Raw genomic sequence first — 16466 nt, 5'->3', positions numbered from 1 at the left:
TTAGTAAATAGATCATAAAAGCGAACGAATAAAAGGCTGCAACGCTAGAAAGTATTGTAGCCTTTTGTTCTTCTATTCGCTAAATCTTAAAAAATAACCATCTGGATCCAAAACTGCAAATTCGTGAGGATAGATATAGTGATCCCCAACACGAAATGTTCTCTTAGTCAAAGGACGATGGATAGGATAGTCAGCTTCCAGCAGTTTTTGGTGGAGCTGAGGGACATCTTCAATGCCAAAGGAAATATTGACACCTTTTCCAAAAGGGTAGGTAAGGTTAGCCAGCTCCTCGGGTGTTCCCTCCTCTAGCATAAGTTGGCAGTCTTCAAGCGAGAGGAAGAGAAATTTCTCCTCTGGACGCTCGTATTCGACAGAAAATCCCAGCAAGTCGCAGTAGAAGTGGCGTGACTTTTCAAGGTCAGATACTACAAATTCAGGAATGACAGCTTGATAGTCCATTAGCTTTCTCCTTAGAGCTCAATCTCCATGACAATGGGTGTGTGGTCTTGGCGCGCACCAGAGTCAATCATATCAGACTTAGTTACTTTGTCAGCGATGCGGTTACTTGTGAGCCAGTAGTCGATTCTCCAGCCTGTATTGTTGATTTTAGAAGTCTTGCTGCGTTGTGCCCACCAAGTGTAACGTTCTGGGACATCGCCGTGAATGTGGCGGAAGGTGTCGGTAAATCCAGTTGCCAAGAGGTTGGTAAATCCAGCACGTTCCTCATCGGTAAATCCAGGTGAATGGCGGTTGCTGGCAGGATTTGCAAGGTCGATTTCATTGTGGGCTACGTTATAGTCACCGGTCGCAAGGACTGGTTTTTCTTTGTCTAGTTCAGCCAAATATTCAGCATATTTGACATCCCAGACTTGGCGTTCTTCCAAGCGTTTGAGACCATCACCAGCGTTTGGAGTGTAAACTTGGGTTACGAAAAATTCATCAAATTCCAAGGTGATGATGCGACCTTCCAAGTCCATGGTAGAAGGGGCACCGATTTCTGGGAAGCTGATAGTAGGCGTAAGTTCTTTCTTATAGAGGAACATAGTACCAGCATAGCCTTTACGGGCAGGTTCTTGGGAAGAGCGCCACGTATTTTCGTAGCCTGGGAAGAGTTCCTCTAAAATTTCCAAGTGTTTCTTTGTAGGACCCTTGGCAGAAAGTTTGGTTTCTTGTATAGCAATGATATCAGCATTTTCTGCCACAAGGGTTTGTAGGACTTCTTGGGACAATTTGGCGCGTGCTGAGTCACTAGTTAGGGCTGCATTGAGGGAATCAATATTCCATGAGATGAGTTTCATAAAGTTACCTTTTTCATTCTGATTACAGACTATATTATACCAAAAAAAGGCGCATTTCCCCAACGTATGGTTTGAAAAATCACCCTCTTTCGTTTATAATTAAGAATGATTTTATGAAAGGGAGTGAAAATACATGAAATTCTATTCTTATGACTATGTCCTCAGCCAAATCGGTCAGCAAAATGGCATCATGATTGGTTTAGGGATTGTCCTATTAGCTGTGACAGGATTTTTAGCTTTCAAGGCTTATCATGATAAAAAGGGGACCAAATTTCGTGAGTTGGTCATGATTTCAGCTTTGACCTTATTAGCTCTCCTTTTGGTCAGCATCACAACTTATCAAAACAATCAAGTATCTAATAATAAATTTCAAGCTTCACTTCATTTCATCGAGCTTGTTTCCAAAGAATTGGGAGTAGACAAGTCAGAAGTCTATGTCAATACTTCTGCCGACACTGATGGCGCACTTATCAAGGTCGGAGATCGCTATTACCGTGCCTTGAACGGAAGTGAGCCAGACAAGTACCTGCTAGAGAAAGTCGAATTGTATAAAACAGATGCAATTGAACTGGTGGAGGTGAACAAATGACACTCAATTATATCGAAATTTTAATCAAACTAGCCTTGGGTCTCTTTTCTCTGGTTTTTGTAATTAATGTGACCGGAAAGGGTAACCTAGCGCCTAACTCAGCAATAGATCAAATTCAGAACTATGTACTCGGGGGGATCATCGGTGGGGTGATTTACAATAGCGCCATCAGCATCCTTCAGTATGCAGTCATCTTGATCATGTGGACCATTCTGGTCTTGACTCTCAAATGGCTGAACAATAATGTTCACTTTGTGAAACGTTTGATTGATGGGAAACCAACCCTGCTCATAAAAAATGGAAAGATTGATCCAGAAGCCTGCCGTTCGGTTGGTTTATCAGCAGCGGATGTAGCTCTTAAGCTCCGTAGCCAGGGAATTTTCCAAATGAAACAAGTCAAACGCGCTATGCAGGAGCAAAACGGTCAACTCATCGTAGTCCAAATGGGAGATGAGAATCCCAAGTATCCTGTTGTCACAGACGGTGTGATCCAAGTTGAAATTTTGGAGACCATTGGTCGGAGCGAAGAATGGCTGCTTGATAACCTCAGTAAACAAGGGTATGACAATGTGGCCAATATCTTTATCGCTGAGTATGACAAGGGTGTCGTCTCAGTCGTAACTTATGAATAAGAAAAACCTGGGGTCTTGTACTCTTCAAAAATCAAATTCAAACTGCGTCAACGTCGCCTTGCCGTATGTAGGTTACTGACTTCGTCAGTTCTATCTACAACCTCAAAGCAGTGCTTTGAGCAGCCTGTGGCTAGTTTCCTAGTTTGCTCTTTGATTTTCATTGAGTCTTGGCCTCAGGTTTCCATTTGCAATCAGAAAGGGATTTTATGTCCATTATTCAAAAACTCTGGTGGTTTTTCAAGTTAGAAAAGCGCCGTTATTTAGTCGGGATTGTGGCCTTGGTCTTGGTTTCCGTCCTCAATCTCATTCCTCCCATGGTTATGGGGCGGGTGATTGATGCCATTACGTCGGGGCAATTAACCCAGCAGGCCCTCTTTCTTAATCTATTTTATCTACTGCTGGCAGCCTTTGGGATGTACTATCTGCGCTATGTTTGGCGCATGTATATCCTTGGAACTTCCTATCGTTTGGGGCAGATCATGCGGTCCCGCTTGTTTGAGCATTTCACAAAAATGTCGCCAGCCTTTTATCAGACCTATCGGACGGGGGACTTGATGGCACACGCCACCAATGATATCAATGCTTTAACTCGTCTTGCAGGTGGAGGAGTCATGTCAGCAGTGGATGCTTCCATCACGGCGCTGGTGACTTTGCTGACCATGCTTTTTAGCATTTCATGGCAAATGACCTTAGTTGCCATTCTGCCTTTGCCTTTTATGGCTTATGCGACCAGTCGTCTAGGGAGAAAGACCCACAAGGCCTTTGGCGAGTCACAAGCTGCCTTTTCTGAACTCAATAACAAGGTGCAGGAGTCTGTATCAGGTATCAAGGTGACCAAGTCTTTCGGTTATCAGGCGGATGAGTTGAAGTCCTTTCAGGCAGTAAATGAATTGACCTTCCAAAAGAATCTCCAAACCATGAAATACGATAGTCTCTTTGACCCCATGGTTCTCTTGTTTGTTGGTTCGTCCTATGTTTTAACCCTTTTGGTCGGTTCCTTGATGGTTCAGGAGGGACAGATTACGGTTGGGAATCTGGTCACCTTTATCAGCTACTTGGATATGTTGGTCTGGCCTCTTATGGCCATTGGTTTCCTCTTTAATATCACTCAACGAGGCAAGGTTTCTTACCAACGGATTGAGGATCTTTTGTCTCAGGAATCACCTGTAAAAGACCCTGAGTTTCCTTTAGATTGTATTGAAAATGGGCGCTTGGAGTATGCCATTGACAGCTTTGCCTTTGAAAATGAGGAGACACTGACGGATATTCACTTTAGTTTAGAAAAAGGGCAAACCCTAGGCTTAGTCGGGCAGACAGGCTCTGGGAAAACATCCTTGATTAAGCTCCTTTTGCGTGAATACGATGTGGATAAGGGAGCTATTTACCTAAATGGTCATGATATTCGGGACTATCTTCTGACAGACCTTCGTAGTCTCATGGGCTATGTCCCTCAGGACCAGTTCCTCTTTGCGACCTCTATCTTAGACAATATCCGCTTTGGCAATCCTAACTTGCCCCTTTCAGCAGTTGAGGAAGCGACTAAGCTAGCCCAAGTTTACCAAGATATTGTAGATATGCCTCAGGGATTTGATACGTTGATTGGTGAAAAAGGAGTCAGTCTTTCAGGTGGGCAAAAGCAGCGCCTAGCCATGAGTCGAGCTATGATTCTAGACCCTGATATCTTAATTTTAGATGATTCCCTGTCCGCCGTGGATGCCAAGACAGAGTATGCGATCATCGACAATCTCAAGGAGACGCGGAAGGACAAGACAACTATTATTACAGCACATCGCCTCAGTGCAGTCGTCCATGCAGATTTGATCTTGGTTCTGCAAAATGGACAGATTATCGAACGAGGTACGCACGAAGACCTGCTAGCCCTAGATGGCTGGTATGCCCAAACCTACCAGTCTCAGCAGTTGGAAATGAAAGGAGAAGAAGATGCAGAATAAGAAAGAACAATGGGCTGTATTGAAGCGCTTGATGTCCTATCTCAAGCCCTATGGCCTCCTGACCTTTTTGGCACTCAGTTTTCTCCTCGCGACGACGGTCATTAAAAGTGTCATTCCCCTTGTGGCTTCCCACTTTATCGACCAGTACCTCAGCAATCTTAATCAACTGGCCGTTACCGTTTTGCTGGCCTACTATGGTCTTTATCTCCTGCAAACTCTGGTTCAGTATGTTGGAAATCTTCTCTTTGCGCGGGTGTCCTACAGTATTGTCAGAGATATTCGTCGCGATGCCTTTGCCAATATGGAGAAACTCGGCATGTCTTATTTTGACAAGACGCCAGCAGGCTCCATCGTTTCTCGTTTGACCAATGATACCGAGACCATCAGTGATATGTTTTCAGGGATTTTATCCAGCTTTATTTCAGCAGTTTTCATCTTTCTGACAACTCTGTATACCATGTTGGTGCTGGATTTTCGTTTGACAGCTTTAGTCTTGCTCTTTCTTCCCTTGATTTTCCTTTTGGTCAATCTCTACCGGAAAAAGTCAGTGAAAATCATCGAGAAAACCAGAAGTCTCTTGTCAGATATCAATAGTAAGCTGGCAGAGAATATCGAGGGAATCAGGATTATCCAGGCCTTTAATCAAGAGAAGCGCCTTCAGGCAGAATTTGATGAAATCAACCAAGAACACTTGGTCTATGCCAACCGTTCTGTCGCCTTGGATGCCCTCTTTTTACGTCCTGCCATGAGTTTGTTGAAACTTCTAGGCTACGCTGTTTTGATGGCCTATTTTGGCTATCGTGGGCTTTATCTGGGAATAACAGCAGGAACCATGTATGCCTTTATCCAGTATATCAATCGTCTCTTTGATCCTCTGATTGAGGTGACGCAAAACTTTTCAACCCTTCAAACGTCCATGGTATCTGCAGGCCGTGTCTTTGCCTTGATTGATGAGAGGACCTATGAGCCTCTTCAAGAAGATGAGCAAGCCAAAGTCCAAGAGGGCAATATCCGTTTTGAACATGTGTGTTTCTCTTATGATGGTAAGCACCAGATTCTGGATGATATTTCCTTTTCAGTTAACAAGGGCGAAACCATTGCCTTTGTAGGACATACAGGTTCAGGGAAATCTTCCATTATCAATGTCCTCATGCGTTTTTATGAATTTCAGTCAGGGAGAGTTCTCTTGGATGATGTGGATATCCGAAACTACAGCCAGGAAGAACTGAGAAAGAACATCGGTCTGGTCTTGCAGGATCCCTTCCTCTATCACGGGACTATCAAGTCCAATATCGCCATGTATCAAGAGATTAGTGATGAGCAAGTAAAGGATGCAGCTGTCTTTGTGGATGCAGATTCCTTTATTCAGGAGCTTCCGCAGGGTTATGATGCACCTGTGTCTGAGCGTGGTTCGAGCTTTTCTACTGGACAGCGTCAGCTTCTTGCCTTTGCCAGAACAGTCGCAAGTCAGCCTAAAATCTTGATTTTGGATGAAGCGACAGCCAATATTGACTCTGAAACAGAAAGTTTGGTTCAAGATTCCCTAGCTAAGATGAGAAAGGGGCGGACAACCATTGCTATCGCCCACCGCCTTTCGACCATCCAGGACGCCAACTGCATCTATGTCTTGGACAAGGGACGCATCATCGAGAGTGGAACCCATGAGGAACTCTTGGCCTTGGGAGAAACCTATCACAAGATGTATAGCTTGCAGGCAGGGGCTCTTACCTAAAGAAGAATTCCTCTAAATCACAGATTTCTTGCACCGCCTTTTCCATTTTGTGGTATAATGAAAAATGTTGACAAATAGTATAATAAAAACAAAGGAGAAACAGCATGCTGAAATGGGAAGACTTGCCCGTGGAAATGCAATCAAGCGAGGTTGAGTCTTACTACCAGCTTGTCTCTAAAAGGAAGGGTTCGCTGATTTGCAAGCGTTGCCTGGATTGGGTTCTGGCCCTGTTTTTGCTAGTTTTGACTTCTCCCGTCTTTCTGATCTTGAGCATTTGGATCAAGTTGGATAGCAAGGGACCTGTCATTTACAAGCAAGAGCGCGTGACCCAGTACAACCGTCCGTTCAAGATTTGGAAGTTCCGTACTATGGTGACGGACGCGGATAAAAAAGGAAGTCTGGTGACTTCTGCTAACGATAGCCGTATTACCAAAGTGGGAAATTTCATTCGCCGTGTGCGTTTGGACGAACTACCTCAGCTGGTCAATGTACTTAAAGGCGAGATGTCCTTTGTCGGTACACGACCTGAAGTGCCACGTTACACCGAGCAGTATAGTCCTGAAATGATGGCGACCTTGCTCTTGCCAGCAGGAATCACCTCTCCAGCCAGCATCAACTACAAGGATGAGGACACGATCATCAGTCAGATGACAGAGAAAGGTCTGTCGGTTGACCAGGCCTATGTAGAGCATGTTCTTCCTGAAAAGATGCGCTATAATCTCGCCTATCTCCGAGAGTTTAGTTTCCTTGGAGACATCAAAATCATGTTTCAAACCGTGTTTGAAGTGCTAAAATAAAGTAGTCATGAGAAAATGAGTACAGATAAAAGGAGCAAATCAATGCCAAATTACAATATTCCATTTTCACCACCCGATATTACAGAAGCAGAAATTGCTGAAGTAGCAGACACCCTGCGTTCTGGCTGGATTACAACAGGTCCTAAGACAAAAGAATTAGAGCGCCGCTTGTCTCAATACACACAGACACCTAAGACTGTCTGCCTCAACTCTGCGACCGCAGCTCTTGAGTTGATTTTACGTGTTTTGGAAGTGGGACCAGGTGATGAAGTCATCGTTCCAGCTATGACTTATACAGCTTCATGTAGTGTCATCACTCACGTAGGAGCGACACCTGTCATGGTGGATATCCAAGCAGATACGTTTGAGATGGATTATGACCTACTTGAGCAAGCTATCACTGAGAAAACTAAGGTTATCATCCCAGTAGAGCTTGCAGGGATTGTGTGCGACTATGACCGTTTGTTCCAAGTCGTGGAGAAAAAACGGGACCTCTTTACTGCTTCAAGTAAGTGGCAAAAGGCCTTTAACCGTATCGTGATTGTCTCTGATAGTGCCCATGCTTTGGGATCTACTTATAAAGGACAACCAGCTGGTTCGATCGCTGACTTTACTTCCTTCTCATTCCATGCCGTTAAGAACTTTACAACGGCTGAGGGAGGAAGTGCCACTTGGAAAGCCAATCCAGCGATTGATGACGAAGAGATGTACAAGGAGTTCCAAATCCTTTCCCTTCATGGTCAAACTAAAGACGCTCTTGCCAAGATGCAATTGGGTTCATGGGAATACGATATCGTTACACCAGCCTACAAGTGCAATATGACCGATATCATGGCGTCACTTGGTTTGGTACAATTGGACCGTTACTCTGGGTTGCTACAACGTCGTAAGGACATCGTGGATCGTTATGATCGTGGTTTTGCGGATACTCGTATTCACCCACTGGCACACAAGACTGATACTGTCGAATCTTCACGCCACCTCTATATCACCCATGTAGAAGGAGCAAGTTTAGAAGAACGCAACCTCATCATCCAAGAATTGGCTAAAGCAGGAATTGCAAGTAATGTACACTATAAACCGCTTCCTCTCTTGACAGCCTATAAGAATCTTGGTTTCGATATGGCAGATTATCCAAGAGCCTATGCTTTCTTTGAAAATGAAATTACGCTTCCTCTTCATACAAAATTAAGCGATGAAGAAGTTGATTACATCGTTCAGACTTTGGTGAGAATTTCTGAAGAAATCCTCGGATCAGGAAAAAAATCATAAAAAAATCTTGACAAAAAGAGGACAATAGCATATAATATTCTCAACAAATCAGAAAAGTAACTATTTTTGATCTTCAGGGAGCCTGTGGTGATTGTGAACAGGTGGTTGGAAGTAGTGAAAGTGGGCTGATTTTAAAAATGAATTTGAAACAATGAAAATTCGGTGCGCACACCTTACAGTGCAACTTGTTGTTAGACAAGGCAGAGATGTAAAGGGGAATAGTCCCTTTATAATTGAGGTGGCACCGCGTTACCAACGCCCTCACACAGAATCCAATCTGTGTGTGGGCTTTTTTCTATCCGTCATTTTGTTTATCTTTTATTAGGGCGTTGAGTCGCTTTGATGAACTTGAGTTCTATCTACAGCTCCTTGCCTACTACTAAAAGCAAACAAAAAGTCGGATTAATATGGAAAGAGGAAAAATTTTATGACAACTAAAGGTTATTTTGGACAATTTGGTGGTAGTTTTGTACCGGAGCCGATTCAGGCTTTGTTGGATGAGTTGGAAGTGACATTTGATAAATACAAGGATGATCCAGAATTTTTGGCAGAATTTCGCCATTACTTGAAGGATTATTCTGGTCGCGAAACACCGCTTTATTTTGCGGAAAGTTTGACAGACCACCTAGGTGGAGCTAAGATTTATCTCAAGCGCGAAGACCTTAATCACCTTGGTTCTCACAAGCTCAACAACGTTTTATGACAAATCCTTCTTGCCAAACGTATGGGCAAAAAACGAGTGATCGCAGAAACAGGAGCTGGTCAGCACGGTGTTGCGACTGCAGCTGCTGCAGCCAAGTTTGGTATGGCCTGTGATGTCTATATGGGGGCAGAGGATGTTGAGCGTCAACGTCTCAATGTTTTCCGTATGGAGATGATGGGAGCAACTGTTCACGCAGTTGAAACGGGAACGCGAACTCTCAAGGATGCGGTCGATGCAGCCTTTGGAGCATGGATGAATGACCTTGAAGCCTTCTACGTTTTGGGATCTGCTGTAGGACCTCATCCTTATCCTACTATTGTCCATGAGTTTCAAAAGGTCATCAGTGAAGAATCTCGTCGTCAAATCTTGGAAAAAGAAGGCCGTTTACCAGACTACGTCATTGCCTGTGTAGGTGGTGGTTCCAATGCTATCGGTGCTTTTTCACAGTATGTGGCTGATGAAGAAGTCAAATTGGTTGGGGTCGAAGCTGCCGGTCACGGACTTGACACAGACAAGCATGCAGCCACTATGACAAAGGGTAGTGTCGGAATTGTCGATGGTATGAAGACCTATGCAGTCTTTAAGGAAGACGGAGAGCTGGCGCCAGTTTACTCTATCTCAGCTGGTTTGGACTATCCAGGGGTTGGCCCAGAACATGCCTACTTTAAAGATTCAGGCCGCGTAGAATACGTAGCAGCAACAGATGAAGAAGCTGTTCAAGCCTTGCTCCTTCTCAGCAAGACTGAAGGGATTATCCCAGCGATTGAAAGTTCGCACGCCATCGCAGAAGCGGTTAAACGTGCACCGAAACTAAGTAAGGATGAGATTATCATCATCAATGTCTCTGGTCGTGGAGACAAGGACGTAGCTGCGATTGCAGACTACCTAGAAGCTAAAAAATAATAGATGGAAAAATTACAGTCCTTTCTCTCACAGAGAGCTTGTGGTTGCTGGAAACAAGCAGAGAAAGCTGTAAGGTTGGGTCCATTTGAAACAAGAGAAGAAAACATAATTCTCAAGGGAGTGCCCTTTATCGCACAGGCTGTTATAGGAAAGTTCTGAGACAGGAATGAGAGATAGGAGAAATCCTATAATTGAGGTGGCACCGCGAATTTCGTCCTCACGCAAGTTATTTTGCGTGGGGATTTTTCATACAGTCGCCACGGACTAAAAATAGAACTGAAAGGGAAATTACAATGGAACGAATCATTCATGGAGATGTCTTATCACCAATCTTGGCTTATATGCGCCTAAAGGGGCAACACAAGGTGATCTTAGAAAGTATTCCGAGAGACAAGGAAACCGCTCGTTTTTCTATCCTAGCCTATAATCCAGTTTTTGAGATTCAGTTTGAAAATGGAGTCCTCTATCAAAATGGGCAAGTGATTGATCGGGATCCCTTGGATTTCCTTTATGAAGTGACTCATAAGAGCCAGCACCATTCAGACCTCCCTTTTGGTGGGGGAGCTATTGGTTTTGTTGGTTACGATATGATTTCGCTCTATGAGGAAATCGGCCAAATCCCTGAGGATACCATTGGAACGCCAGACATGCATTTCTTTGTCTATGAGAGTTATATGGTCTTTGACCACAAGAAAGAAAAAATTCATGTCATAGAGGATGCTCTTTATAGCGAGCGTAGTCAAGAAGAGTTGGAAAAAGCCTTGAATCAAGTGCTGGAGGAATTACGCATTCCTGCTACAAATGAATTTGAAGACTTGGATCTATCTCCGCTGAACTTCAAACCGCATATCGCTCCTCAGAAGTTTGAGGAAATGGTGGAAACAGCTCGCGACTTGATTCGTAATGGTGATATGTTCCAATGCGTGCTCAGCCAGCGTTTCTCAGCAGAGGTTACTGGAAATCCATTTGACTTCTACAGAAATCTTCGCGTGACCAATCCATCCAATTACCTTTATTTCTATGATTTTGGGGATTATCAAATCATCGGTGCTAGTCCAGAAAGTTTGGTTTCTGTCAAAAACGGTATCGTGACAACCAATCCGATTGCAGGTACGCGACCAAGAGGAGCTACGGATGAAGAAGACAAGGCCTTGGCGACAGACCTGCTTTCTGATGAGAAGGAAACAGCAGAACATCGGATGTTGGTAGACTTGGGGCGTAACGATATTGGCCGCATTTCTGAAACAGCCAGTGTCCAAGTCACCAAGTATATGGAAGTGGAGCTCTTCCGCTATGTTATGCATTTGACCAGCGTGGTGAAAGGGCGTTTGCTTCCAGAACTCACTGCTATGGATGCTTTAAAATCAACACTTCCAGCTGGAACAGTTTCAGGAGCACCAAAGATTCGGGCCATGAGACGCATCTATGAATTGGAAACGGAAAAACGTGGCGTATATGCAGGAGCAATCGGCTACTTGTCTGCAACGGGCGATATGGATTTCGCTATCGCTATTCGAACTATGATTCTCAAAAATCAAATAGCCTATGTGCAGGCTGGGGCAGGGATTGTCTATGACTCTATTGCCCAAAACGAATACCAAGAAACCATTAACAAGGCTAAATCTATGACTAGAATTGGAGAACTAAGACTATGATTTTATTGATTGACAACTATGATTCTTTTACCTATAACTTGGCGCAATACATTGGGAATTTCGCAGAAGTGCAAGTCTTGAGAAATGATGGTCCCAAGCTGTATGAAGAAGCTGAAAAAGCAGATGGCCTGGTCTTTTCTCCTGGTCCTGGTTGGCCAGTTGATGCTGGAAAGATGGAAGACATGATTCGTGACTTTGCAGGCAAGAAACCGATTCTAGGGATTTGCTTGGGGCACCAAGCCATCGGAGAAGTCTTTGGTGGGAAGCTAGGTTTGGCACCAAAAGTCATGCATGGGAAACAGAGCAATATCAGCTTTGAAGCCCCATCTGTTTTGTATCAAGGCATTGAGGATGGGCGTGCGGTCATGCGTTACCACAGTATTTTGATTGAAGAAATGCCAGAAGACTTTGAAGTGACAGCTCGTTCGACTGATGACCAGGCCATTATGGGAATTCAACACAAAACCCTGCCGATTTATGGCTTCCAGTACCATCCAGAAAGTATCGGAACGCCAGATGGCTTGTCTTCTATTCGGAATTTTATCGAGAATGTTGTAAAGTGAGGAAACTAGGATGAAAGAGATTATTGAAAAACTAGCAAAATTTGAAAATTTATCAGGTGTGGAAATGACGGACGTCATTGAGCGTATAGTTACTGGACGTGTAACAGAGGCGCAGATTGCTTCTCTCCTCTTGGCCCTTAAGATGAAGGGGGAAACACCTGAAGAGCGCACAGCCATTGCCCAAGTCATGAGAGGGCATGCTCAACATATTCCAACTGAAATCCATGATGCCATGGACAACTGTGGTACAGGTGGAGACAAATCTTTCAGCTTTAACATCTCTACAACTGCAGCCTTTGTCTTGGCTGGTGGCGGTGTTCACATGGCCAAGCACGGTAACCGTTCAATTTCTTCTAAATCTGGCTCTGCAGATGTCCTCGAAGCCTTGGGTATCAACCTAGATCTCAAACCAGCTGAGCTTGGTAAGGTCTTTGATAAAACTGGCATCGTTTTTCTATTTGCCAAAAATATGCACCCAGCTATGAAATACATCATGCCAGCTCGTTTGGAACTAGGAATTCCAACGATTATGAACTTGACTGGTCCACTAATTCACCCAATGGCCTTGGAAACACAGCTGCTTGGCATTAGTCGTCCAGAACTGCTAGAAAGTACCGCTCAGGTTTTGAAAAATATGGGTCGCAAACGTGCCATCGTGGTTGCTGGACCAGAAGGGCTAGATGAAGCTGGCTTGAACGGAACAACCAAGATTGCTCTTCTTGAAAATGGAGAAATCACCTTATCAAGCTTTACTCCAGAGGATTTGGGGATGGAACGCTACGCTATTGAAGACATTCGAGGAGGAAATGCTCAGGAAAATGCAGAAATTTTGCTCAGCGTTCTTCAAAACGAACCAAGTCCATTCTTGGAAACGACAGTCTTGAATGCTGGTCTTGGTTTCTATGCCAATGGTAAGGTAGCTAATATCAAGGAAGGAGTTGCCTTGGCCCGTCAAGTGATTGCTAGTGGCAAGGCCCTTGAAAAACTCAGACTGTTACAGGAGTACCAAAAATGAGTCAGGAATTTTTAGCACGAATTTTGGAGCAGAAGGCGCGTGAGGTCAAGCAAATGGAGCTAGAGGAAATCCAGCCCTTGCGCCAGACCTATCGCTTGGCAGCATTTTTGAAGAATCACCAAGACCGTTTACAGGTAATCGCTGAGGTCAAGAAGGCTAGCCCTAGTTTGGGAGATATTAATCTCGATGTGGATATTGTACAACAGGCCCAGACTTATGAAACGAACGGCGCAGTGATGATTTCGGTTTTGACAGATGAAGTTTTCTTTAAAGGGCATTTGGATTATCTACGAGAGATTTCTAGTCAGGTAGAGATTCCGACACTCAACAAGGACTTTATCATCGATGAAAAGCAAATCATCCGAGCTCGGAATGCAGGGGCGACAGTCATCTTGCTCATCGTGGCAGCCTTGTCAGAAGAACGCCTCAAGGAACTGTATGACTACGCGACAGAGTTAGGTTTGGAAGTCTTGGTGGAGACTCACAATCTAGCTGAACTAGAAGTGGCCCACAGACTGGGTGCTGAGATTATTGGGGTTAACAACCGCAACTTGACCACCTTTGAAGTCGACTTGCAGACTAGTGTAGACTTGGCCCAGCACTTTGAGGAAGGTCGCTATTACATTTCTGAATCTGCCATTTTCACAGGGCAGGATGCGGAACGTGTAGCACCATACTTTAACGGAGTTTTGGTGGGAACAGCTCTCATGCAGGCAGAAGATGTAGCCCAGAGAATCAAGGAGTTGCAGATTGACAAAGGTTAAAATTTGTGGATTATCGACCAAAGAAGCGGTAGAGACAGCCGTTTCAGCAGGGGCAGACTACATCGGTTTTGTCTTTGCACCGAGTAAAAGACAGGTGACCTTGGAAGAGGCCGCTGAGCTGGCAAAGCTCATTCCTACTAATGTTAAAAAGGTTGGTGTATTTGTTTCACCAAGTCGAGCTCAACTGCTAGAAGCGATTGACAAAGTTGGCTTGGACTTGGTTCAAGTTCATGGTCAGGTGGCAGATGAGTTGTTTGAAGATTTGCCTTGTAGCAGTATTCAGGCCGTGCAGGTGGATGGAAATGGTCATGTGCCTCATTCTCAGGCGGATTATCTCCTCTTTGATGCCCCTGTGGCTGGGAGTGGACAGACCTTTGACTGGGGTCAACTGGATACGACGGAATTAGCTCAGCCTTTCTTTATAGCAGGTGGGCTTAAGGAAGACAATGTAGCAAAAGCAATTCAACACTTTACTCCCTATGCAGTAGATGTATCGAGTGGAGTGGAGACAGATGGACAGAAAGATCAGGAAAAGATTAGAAGATTTATAGAGAGGGCAAAGAATGGCATATCAAGAACCAAATAAAGATGGATTTTACGGAAAATTTGGCGGACGTTTCGTCCCAGAAACATTGATGACAGCAGTTTTGGAGTTGGAGAAGGCCTACCGTGAAAGTCAGGCAGACCCAAGTTTCCAAGAGGAATTAAACCAACTTTTGCGCCAGTATGTGGGACGTGAAACTCCCCTTTACTACGCAAAAAACTTGACCCAGCATATCGGCGGAGCCAAGATTTACCTCAAACGGGAAGACCTCAACCATACAGGGGCCCACAAGATTAACAATGCCTTGGGACAAGTTCTTCTGGCTAAACGTATGGGCAAAAATAAAATTATTGCTGAAACTGGTGCTGGTCAGCACGGTGTGGCAACTGCAACAGCTGCAGCCCTCTTTAACATGGAATGTACCATCTATATGGGTGAGGAAGATGTCAAACGCCAAGCCCTCAATGTCTTCCGTATGGAGCTTTTGGGAGCCAAGGTTGAGGCTGTGACAGATGGTTCGCGCGTGCTCAAGGATGCAGTTAATGCAGCCCTTCGTTCATGGGTGGCTAATATCGACGATACCCACTATATCCTTGGTTCTGCCTTGGGCCCTCATCCTTTCCCAGAAATTGTTCGTGACTTCCAAAGTGTCATCGGTCGAGAGGCTAAACAACAGTACCGTGACTTGACAGGTCAAGATTTGCCAGATGCCCTAGTAGCCTGTGTTGGTGGTGGTTCTAATGCTATCGGTCTCTTTCATCCATTTGTAGAAGATAAGTCAGTAGCAATGTATGGGGCTGAAGCAGCAGGGCTTGGTGTGGATACAGAGCATCACGCAGCTACCTTGACCAAGGGTCGTCCGGGTGTTCTCCACGGTTCGCTTATGGATGTGCTCCAAGATGCACATGGACAAATCTTAGAAGCCTTTTCTATTTCAGCAGGTTTGGACTATCCTGGTATCGGTCCAGAACATTCTCACTACCACGATATTAAACGTGCCAGCTATGTTCCTGTGACAGACGAGGAAGCCTTGGAAGGATTCCAACTCTTGTCTCGTGTGGAAGGGATTATCCCAGCCTTGGAATCTAGCCATGCTATTGCCTTTGCGGTGAAATTGGCTAAAGAACTTGGCCCAGACAAGTCTATGATTGTCTGCCTATCAGGTCGTGGGGACAAGGATGTGGTTCAAGTCAAAGACCGCTTGGAAGCAGATGCAGCAGAGAAGGGAGAAGCTCATGCCTAAGACACTAACAGAAAAATTGAATGCTATCAAAGCAACTGGAAAAGGAATTTTCGTTCCCTATATCATGGCTGGAGACCATGAAAAAGGTTTGGATGGTCTCGCTGAAACAATCCACTTTTTAGAAGATTTGGGTGTTTCAGCTATTGAAGTGGGCATTCCCTTTTCAGACCCTGTTGCAGATGGACCTGTGATCGAAGAAGCAGGCTTGCGCAGTCTAGCTCATGGGACTTCTACCCAGGCTTTGGTTGAAACTTTGAAAACCATTCAGACAGAAATCCCACTTGTCATCATGACCTACTTCAACCCCCTCTTTCAGTACGGTGTGGAGAAATTTGTCAAAGACCTGGCAGATACAGCAGTTAAGGGCTTGATCATTCCAGATCTGCCTCATGAGCATGCCAACTTTGTGGAGCCCTTTTTGGCAGACACGGACATCGCCTTGATTCCCCTAGTTAGTTTGACGACAGGACTCGACCGTCAAAAAGAGTTGATCAAGGGAGCTGAAGGCTTCGTCTATGCTGTTGCCATCAATGGGGTAACAGGGAAATCAGGCAATTACCGTGCAGACTTGGACAAGCACTTGGCGCAATTGCATCGAGTAGCTGACATCCCAGTCTTGACAGGTTTTGGTGTGTCTAGCCAGGCTGATGTAGAACGCTTCAATGCGGTGTCAGATGGCGTCATCGTCGGTTCGAAAATTGTAAAAGCTCTCCACCAAGGAGAGCCGATTGAGGACTTTATCAAACAAGCAGTAGCTTACCAAAAATAACCAAACAAGCAGCAAGTAAGAGGAAAGGCACAAAA

At 44.7% G+C, this 16466-nt stretch carries 15 protein-coding genes, 1 pseudogene and 1 other annotated feature; of the genes and pseudogenes, 14 read left to right on the top strand and 2 right to left on the bottom strand.

The genetic code is table 11. The annotated features are described in order from the left end of the window. Positions 1–72 precede the first annotated feature (72 nt). Complete coding sequence (locus NMM25_RS08625; RefSeq protein ID WP_084945006.1) at positions 73–459, bottom strand: VOC family protein; 387 nt, start codon at positions 457–459, stop codon at positions 73–75. A gap of 11 nt (positions 460–470) precedes the next feature. After that, positions 471–1298, bottom strand: coding sequence for an exodeoxyribonuclease III (locus NMM25_RS08620; RefSeq protein ID WP_254736590.1), 828 nt, complete (start codon positions 1296–1298; stop codon positions 471–473). Between the two features lie 133 nt (positions 1299–1431). Here NMM25_RS08620 and NMM25_RS08615 point away from each other — a divergent pair, with 133 nt between their 5' ends. The 14 genes and pseudogenes from NMM25_RS08615 to trpA all read left to right on the top strand — a co-directional run bounded on the left by NMM25_RS08615 (position 1432) and on the right by trpA (position 16431). After that, complete coding sequence (locus NMM25_RS08615) at positions 1432–1887, top strand: DUF3290 family protein (RefSeq protein WP_000675323.1); 456 nt, start codon at positions 1432–1434, stop codon at positions 1885–1887. Beyond that, a complete protein-coding gene (locus NMM25_RS08610; RefSeq protein WP_000174434.1) occupies positions 1884–2519 on the top strand; it encodes a DUF421 domain-containing protein in 636 nt (211 codons plus the stop codon). Before NMM25_RS08615 ends, NMM25_RS08610 begins: the two co-directional genes overlap by 4 nt. Before the next feature lie 206 nt (positions 2520–2725). Continuing rightward, positions 2726–4471, top strand: a complete 1746-nt coding sequence (locus tag NMM25_RS08605) for an ABC transporter ATP-binding protein (RefSeq protein ID WP_254736589.1) — start codon at positions 2726–2728, stop codon at positions 4469–4471. Further along, a complete protein-coding gene (locus tag NMM25_RS08600; protein WP_254736588.1) occupies positions 4461–6203 on the top strand; it encodes an ABC transporter ATP-binding protein in 1743 nt (580 codons plus the stop codon). Before NMM25_RS08605 ends, NMM25_RS08600 begins: the two co-directional genes overlap by 11 nt. Before the next feature lie 104 nt (positions 6204–6307). After that, positions 6308–7000 (top strand): sugar transferase, encoded by a 693-nt coding sequence (locus NMM25_RS08595; protein WP_254736587.1) that lies wholly within the window; start codon positions 6308–6310, stop codon positions 6998–7000. A 42-nt stretch (positions 7001–7042) separates the two neighbouring features. Further along, complete coding sequence (locus NMM25_RS08590; RefSeq protein WP_254736586.1) at positions 7043–8272, top strand: DegT/DnrJ/EryC1/StrS aminotransferase family protein; 1230 nt, start codon at positions 7043–7045, stop codon at positions 8270–8272. A gap of 427 nt (positions 8273–8699) precedes the next feature. Next, positions 8700–9878 (top strand): annotated as a pseudogene (gene trpB / locus NMM25_RS08585) (tryptophan synthase subunit beta). After that, positions 9869–10100: a binding site (T-box leader), on the top strand. It overlaps the preceding pseudogene by 10 nt. A 71-nt stretch (positions 10101–10171) precedes the next feature. Next, positions 10172–11533, top strand: a complete 1362-nt coding sequence (trpE, locus tag NMM25_RS08580; protein WP_254736585.1) for an anthranilate synthase component I — start codon at positions 10172–10174, stop codon at positions 11531–11533. Next, positions 11530–12096 carry an aminodeoxychorismate/anthranilate synthase component II gene (locus NMM25_RS08575; protein ID WP_254736584.1) on the top strand — a complete coding sequence of 189 codons (567 nt, stop codon included), beginning with the start codon at positions 11530–11532 and terminating at the stop codon, positions 12094–12096. The genes trpE and NMM25_RS08575 overlap by 4 nt, the downstream gene beginning before the upstream one ends. Before the next feature lie 10 nt (positions 12097–12106). After that, a complete protein-coding gene (gene trpD / locus NMM25_RS08570; RefSeq protein WP_254736583.1) occupies positions 12107–13111 on the top strand; it encodes an anthranilate phosphoribosyltransferase in 1005 nt (334 codons plus the stop codon). Continuing rightward, positions 13108–13875, top strand: a complete 768-nt coding sequence (trpC, locus tag NMM25_RS08565) for an indole-3-glycerol phosphate synthase TrpC (RefSeq protein ID WP_254736582.1) — start codon at positions 13108–13110, stop codon at positions 13873–13875. Before trpD ends, trpC begins: the two co-directional genes overlap by 4 nt. Then, positions 13862–14461 (top strand): phosphoribosylanthranilate isomerase, encoded by a 600-nt coding sequence (locus NMM25_RS08560; RefSeq protein WP_254736581.1) that lies wholly within the window; start codon positions 13862–13864, stop codon positions 14459–14461. The genes trpC and NMM25_RS08560 overlap by 14 nt, the downstream gene beginning before the upstream one ends. Next, positions 14439–15662: a tryptophan synthase subunit beta gene (trpB, locus tag NMM25_RS08555; protein ID WP_254736580.1), complete on the top strand. Its 1224-nt coding sequence runs from the start codon at positions 14439–14441 to the stop codon at positions 15660–15662. The genes NMM25_RS08560 and trpB (NMM25_RS08555) overlap by 23 nt, the downstream gene beginning before the upstream one ends. Then, on the top strand, positions 15655–16431 hold the full coding sequence (trpA, locus tag NMM25_RS08550) for a tryptophan synthase subunit alpha (protein WP_254736579.1): 777 nt from the start codon (positions 15655–15657) through the stop codon (positions 16429–16431). The genes trpB (NMM25_RS08555) and trpA overlap by 8 nt, the downstream gene beginning before the upstream one ends. Positions 16432–16466 lie beyond the last annotated feature (35 nt).

The organism is Streptococcus sp. CF10-1, from assembly GCF_024295825.1.
In the GTDB taxonomy this organism is placed as follows: domain Bacteria; phylum Bacillota; class Bacilli; order Lactobacillales; family Streptococcaceae; genus Streptococcus.
Note: the sequence above shows the minus strand (reverse complement) of the source record. Positions and strands in the feature narration are given on the sequence as shown.

Coding starts and splice junctions, on each gene's coding strand:
- NMM25_RS08625 (WP_084945006.1), bottom strand. CDS start 459: ATGGACTATCAAGCTGTCATTCCTGAATTTGTAGTATCTGACCTTGAA.
- NMM25_RS08620 (WP_254736590.1), bottom strand. CDS start 1,298: ATGAAACTCATCTCATGGAATATTGATTCCCTCAATGCAGCCCTAACT.
- NMM25_RS08615 (WP_000675323.1), top strand. CDS start 1,432: ATGAAATTCTATTCTTATGACTATGTCCTCAGCCAAATCGGTCAGCAA.
- NMM25_RS08610 (WP_000174434.1), top strand. CDS start 1,884: ATGACACTCAATTATATCGAAATTTTAATCAAACTAGCCTTGGGTCTC.
- NMM25_RS08605 (WP_254736589.1), top strand. CDS start 2,726: ATGTCCATTATTCAAAAACTCTGGTGGTTTTTCAAGTTAGAAAAGCGC.
- NMM25_RS08600 (WP_254736588.1), top strand. CDS start 4,461: ATGCAGAATAAGAAAGAACAATGGGCTGTATTGAAGCGCTTGATGTCC.
- NMM25_RS08595 (WP_254736587.1), top strand. CDS start 6,308: ATGCTGAAATGGGAAGACTTGCCCGTGGAAATGCAATCAAGCGAGGTT.
- NMM25_RS08590 (WP_254736586.1), top strand. CDS start 7,043: ATGCCAAATTACAATATTCCATTTTCACCACCCGATATTACAGAAGCA.
- trpE (WP_254736585.1), top strand. CDS start 10,172: ATGGAACGAATCATTCATGGAGATGTCTTATCACCAATCTTGGCTTAT.
- NMM25_RS08575 (WP_254736584.1), top strand. CDS start 11,530: ATGATTTTATTGATTGACAACTATGATTCTTTTACCTATAACTTGGCG.
- trpD (WP_254736583.1), top strand. CDS start 12,107: ATGAAAGAGATTATTGAAAAACTAGCAAAATTTGAAAATTTATCAGGT.
- trpC (WP_254736582.1), top strand. CDS start 13,108: ATGAGTCAGGAATTTTTAGCACGAATTTTGGAGCAGAAGGCGCGTGAG.
- trpB (WP_254736580.1), top strand. CDS start 14,439: ATGGCATATCAAGAACCAAATAAAGATGGATTTTACGGAAAATTTGGC.
- trpA (WP_254736579.1), top strand. CDS start 15,655: ATGCCTAAGACACTAACAGAAAAATTGAATGCTATCAAAGCAACTGGA.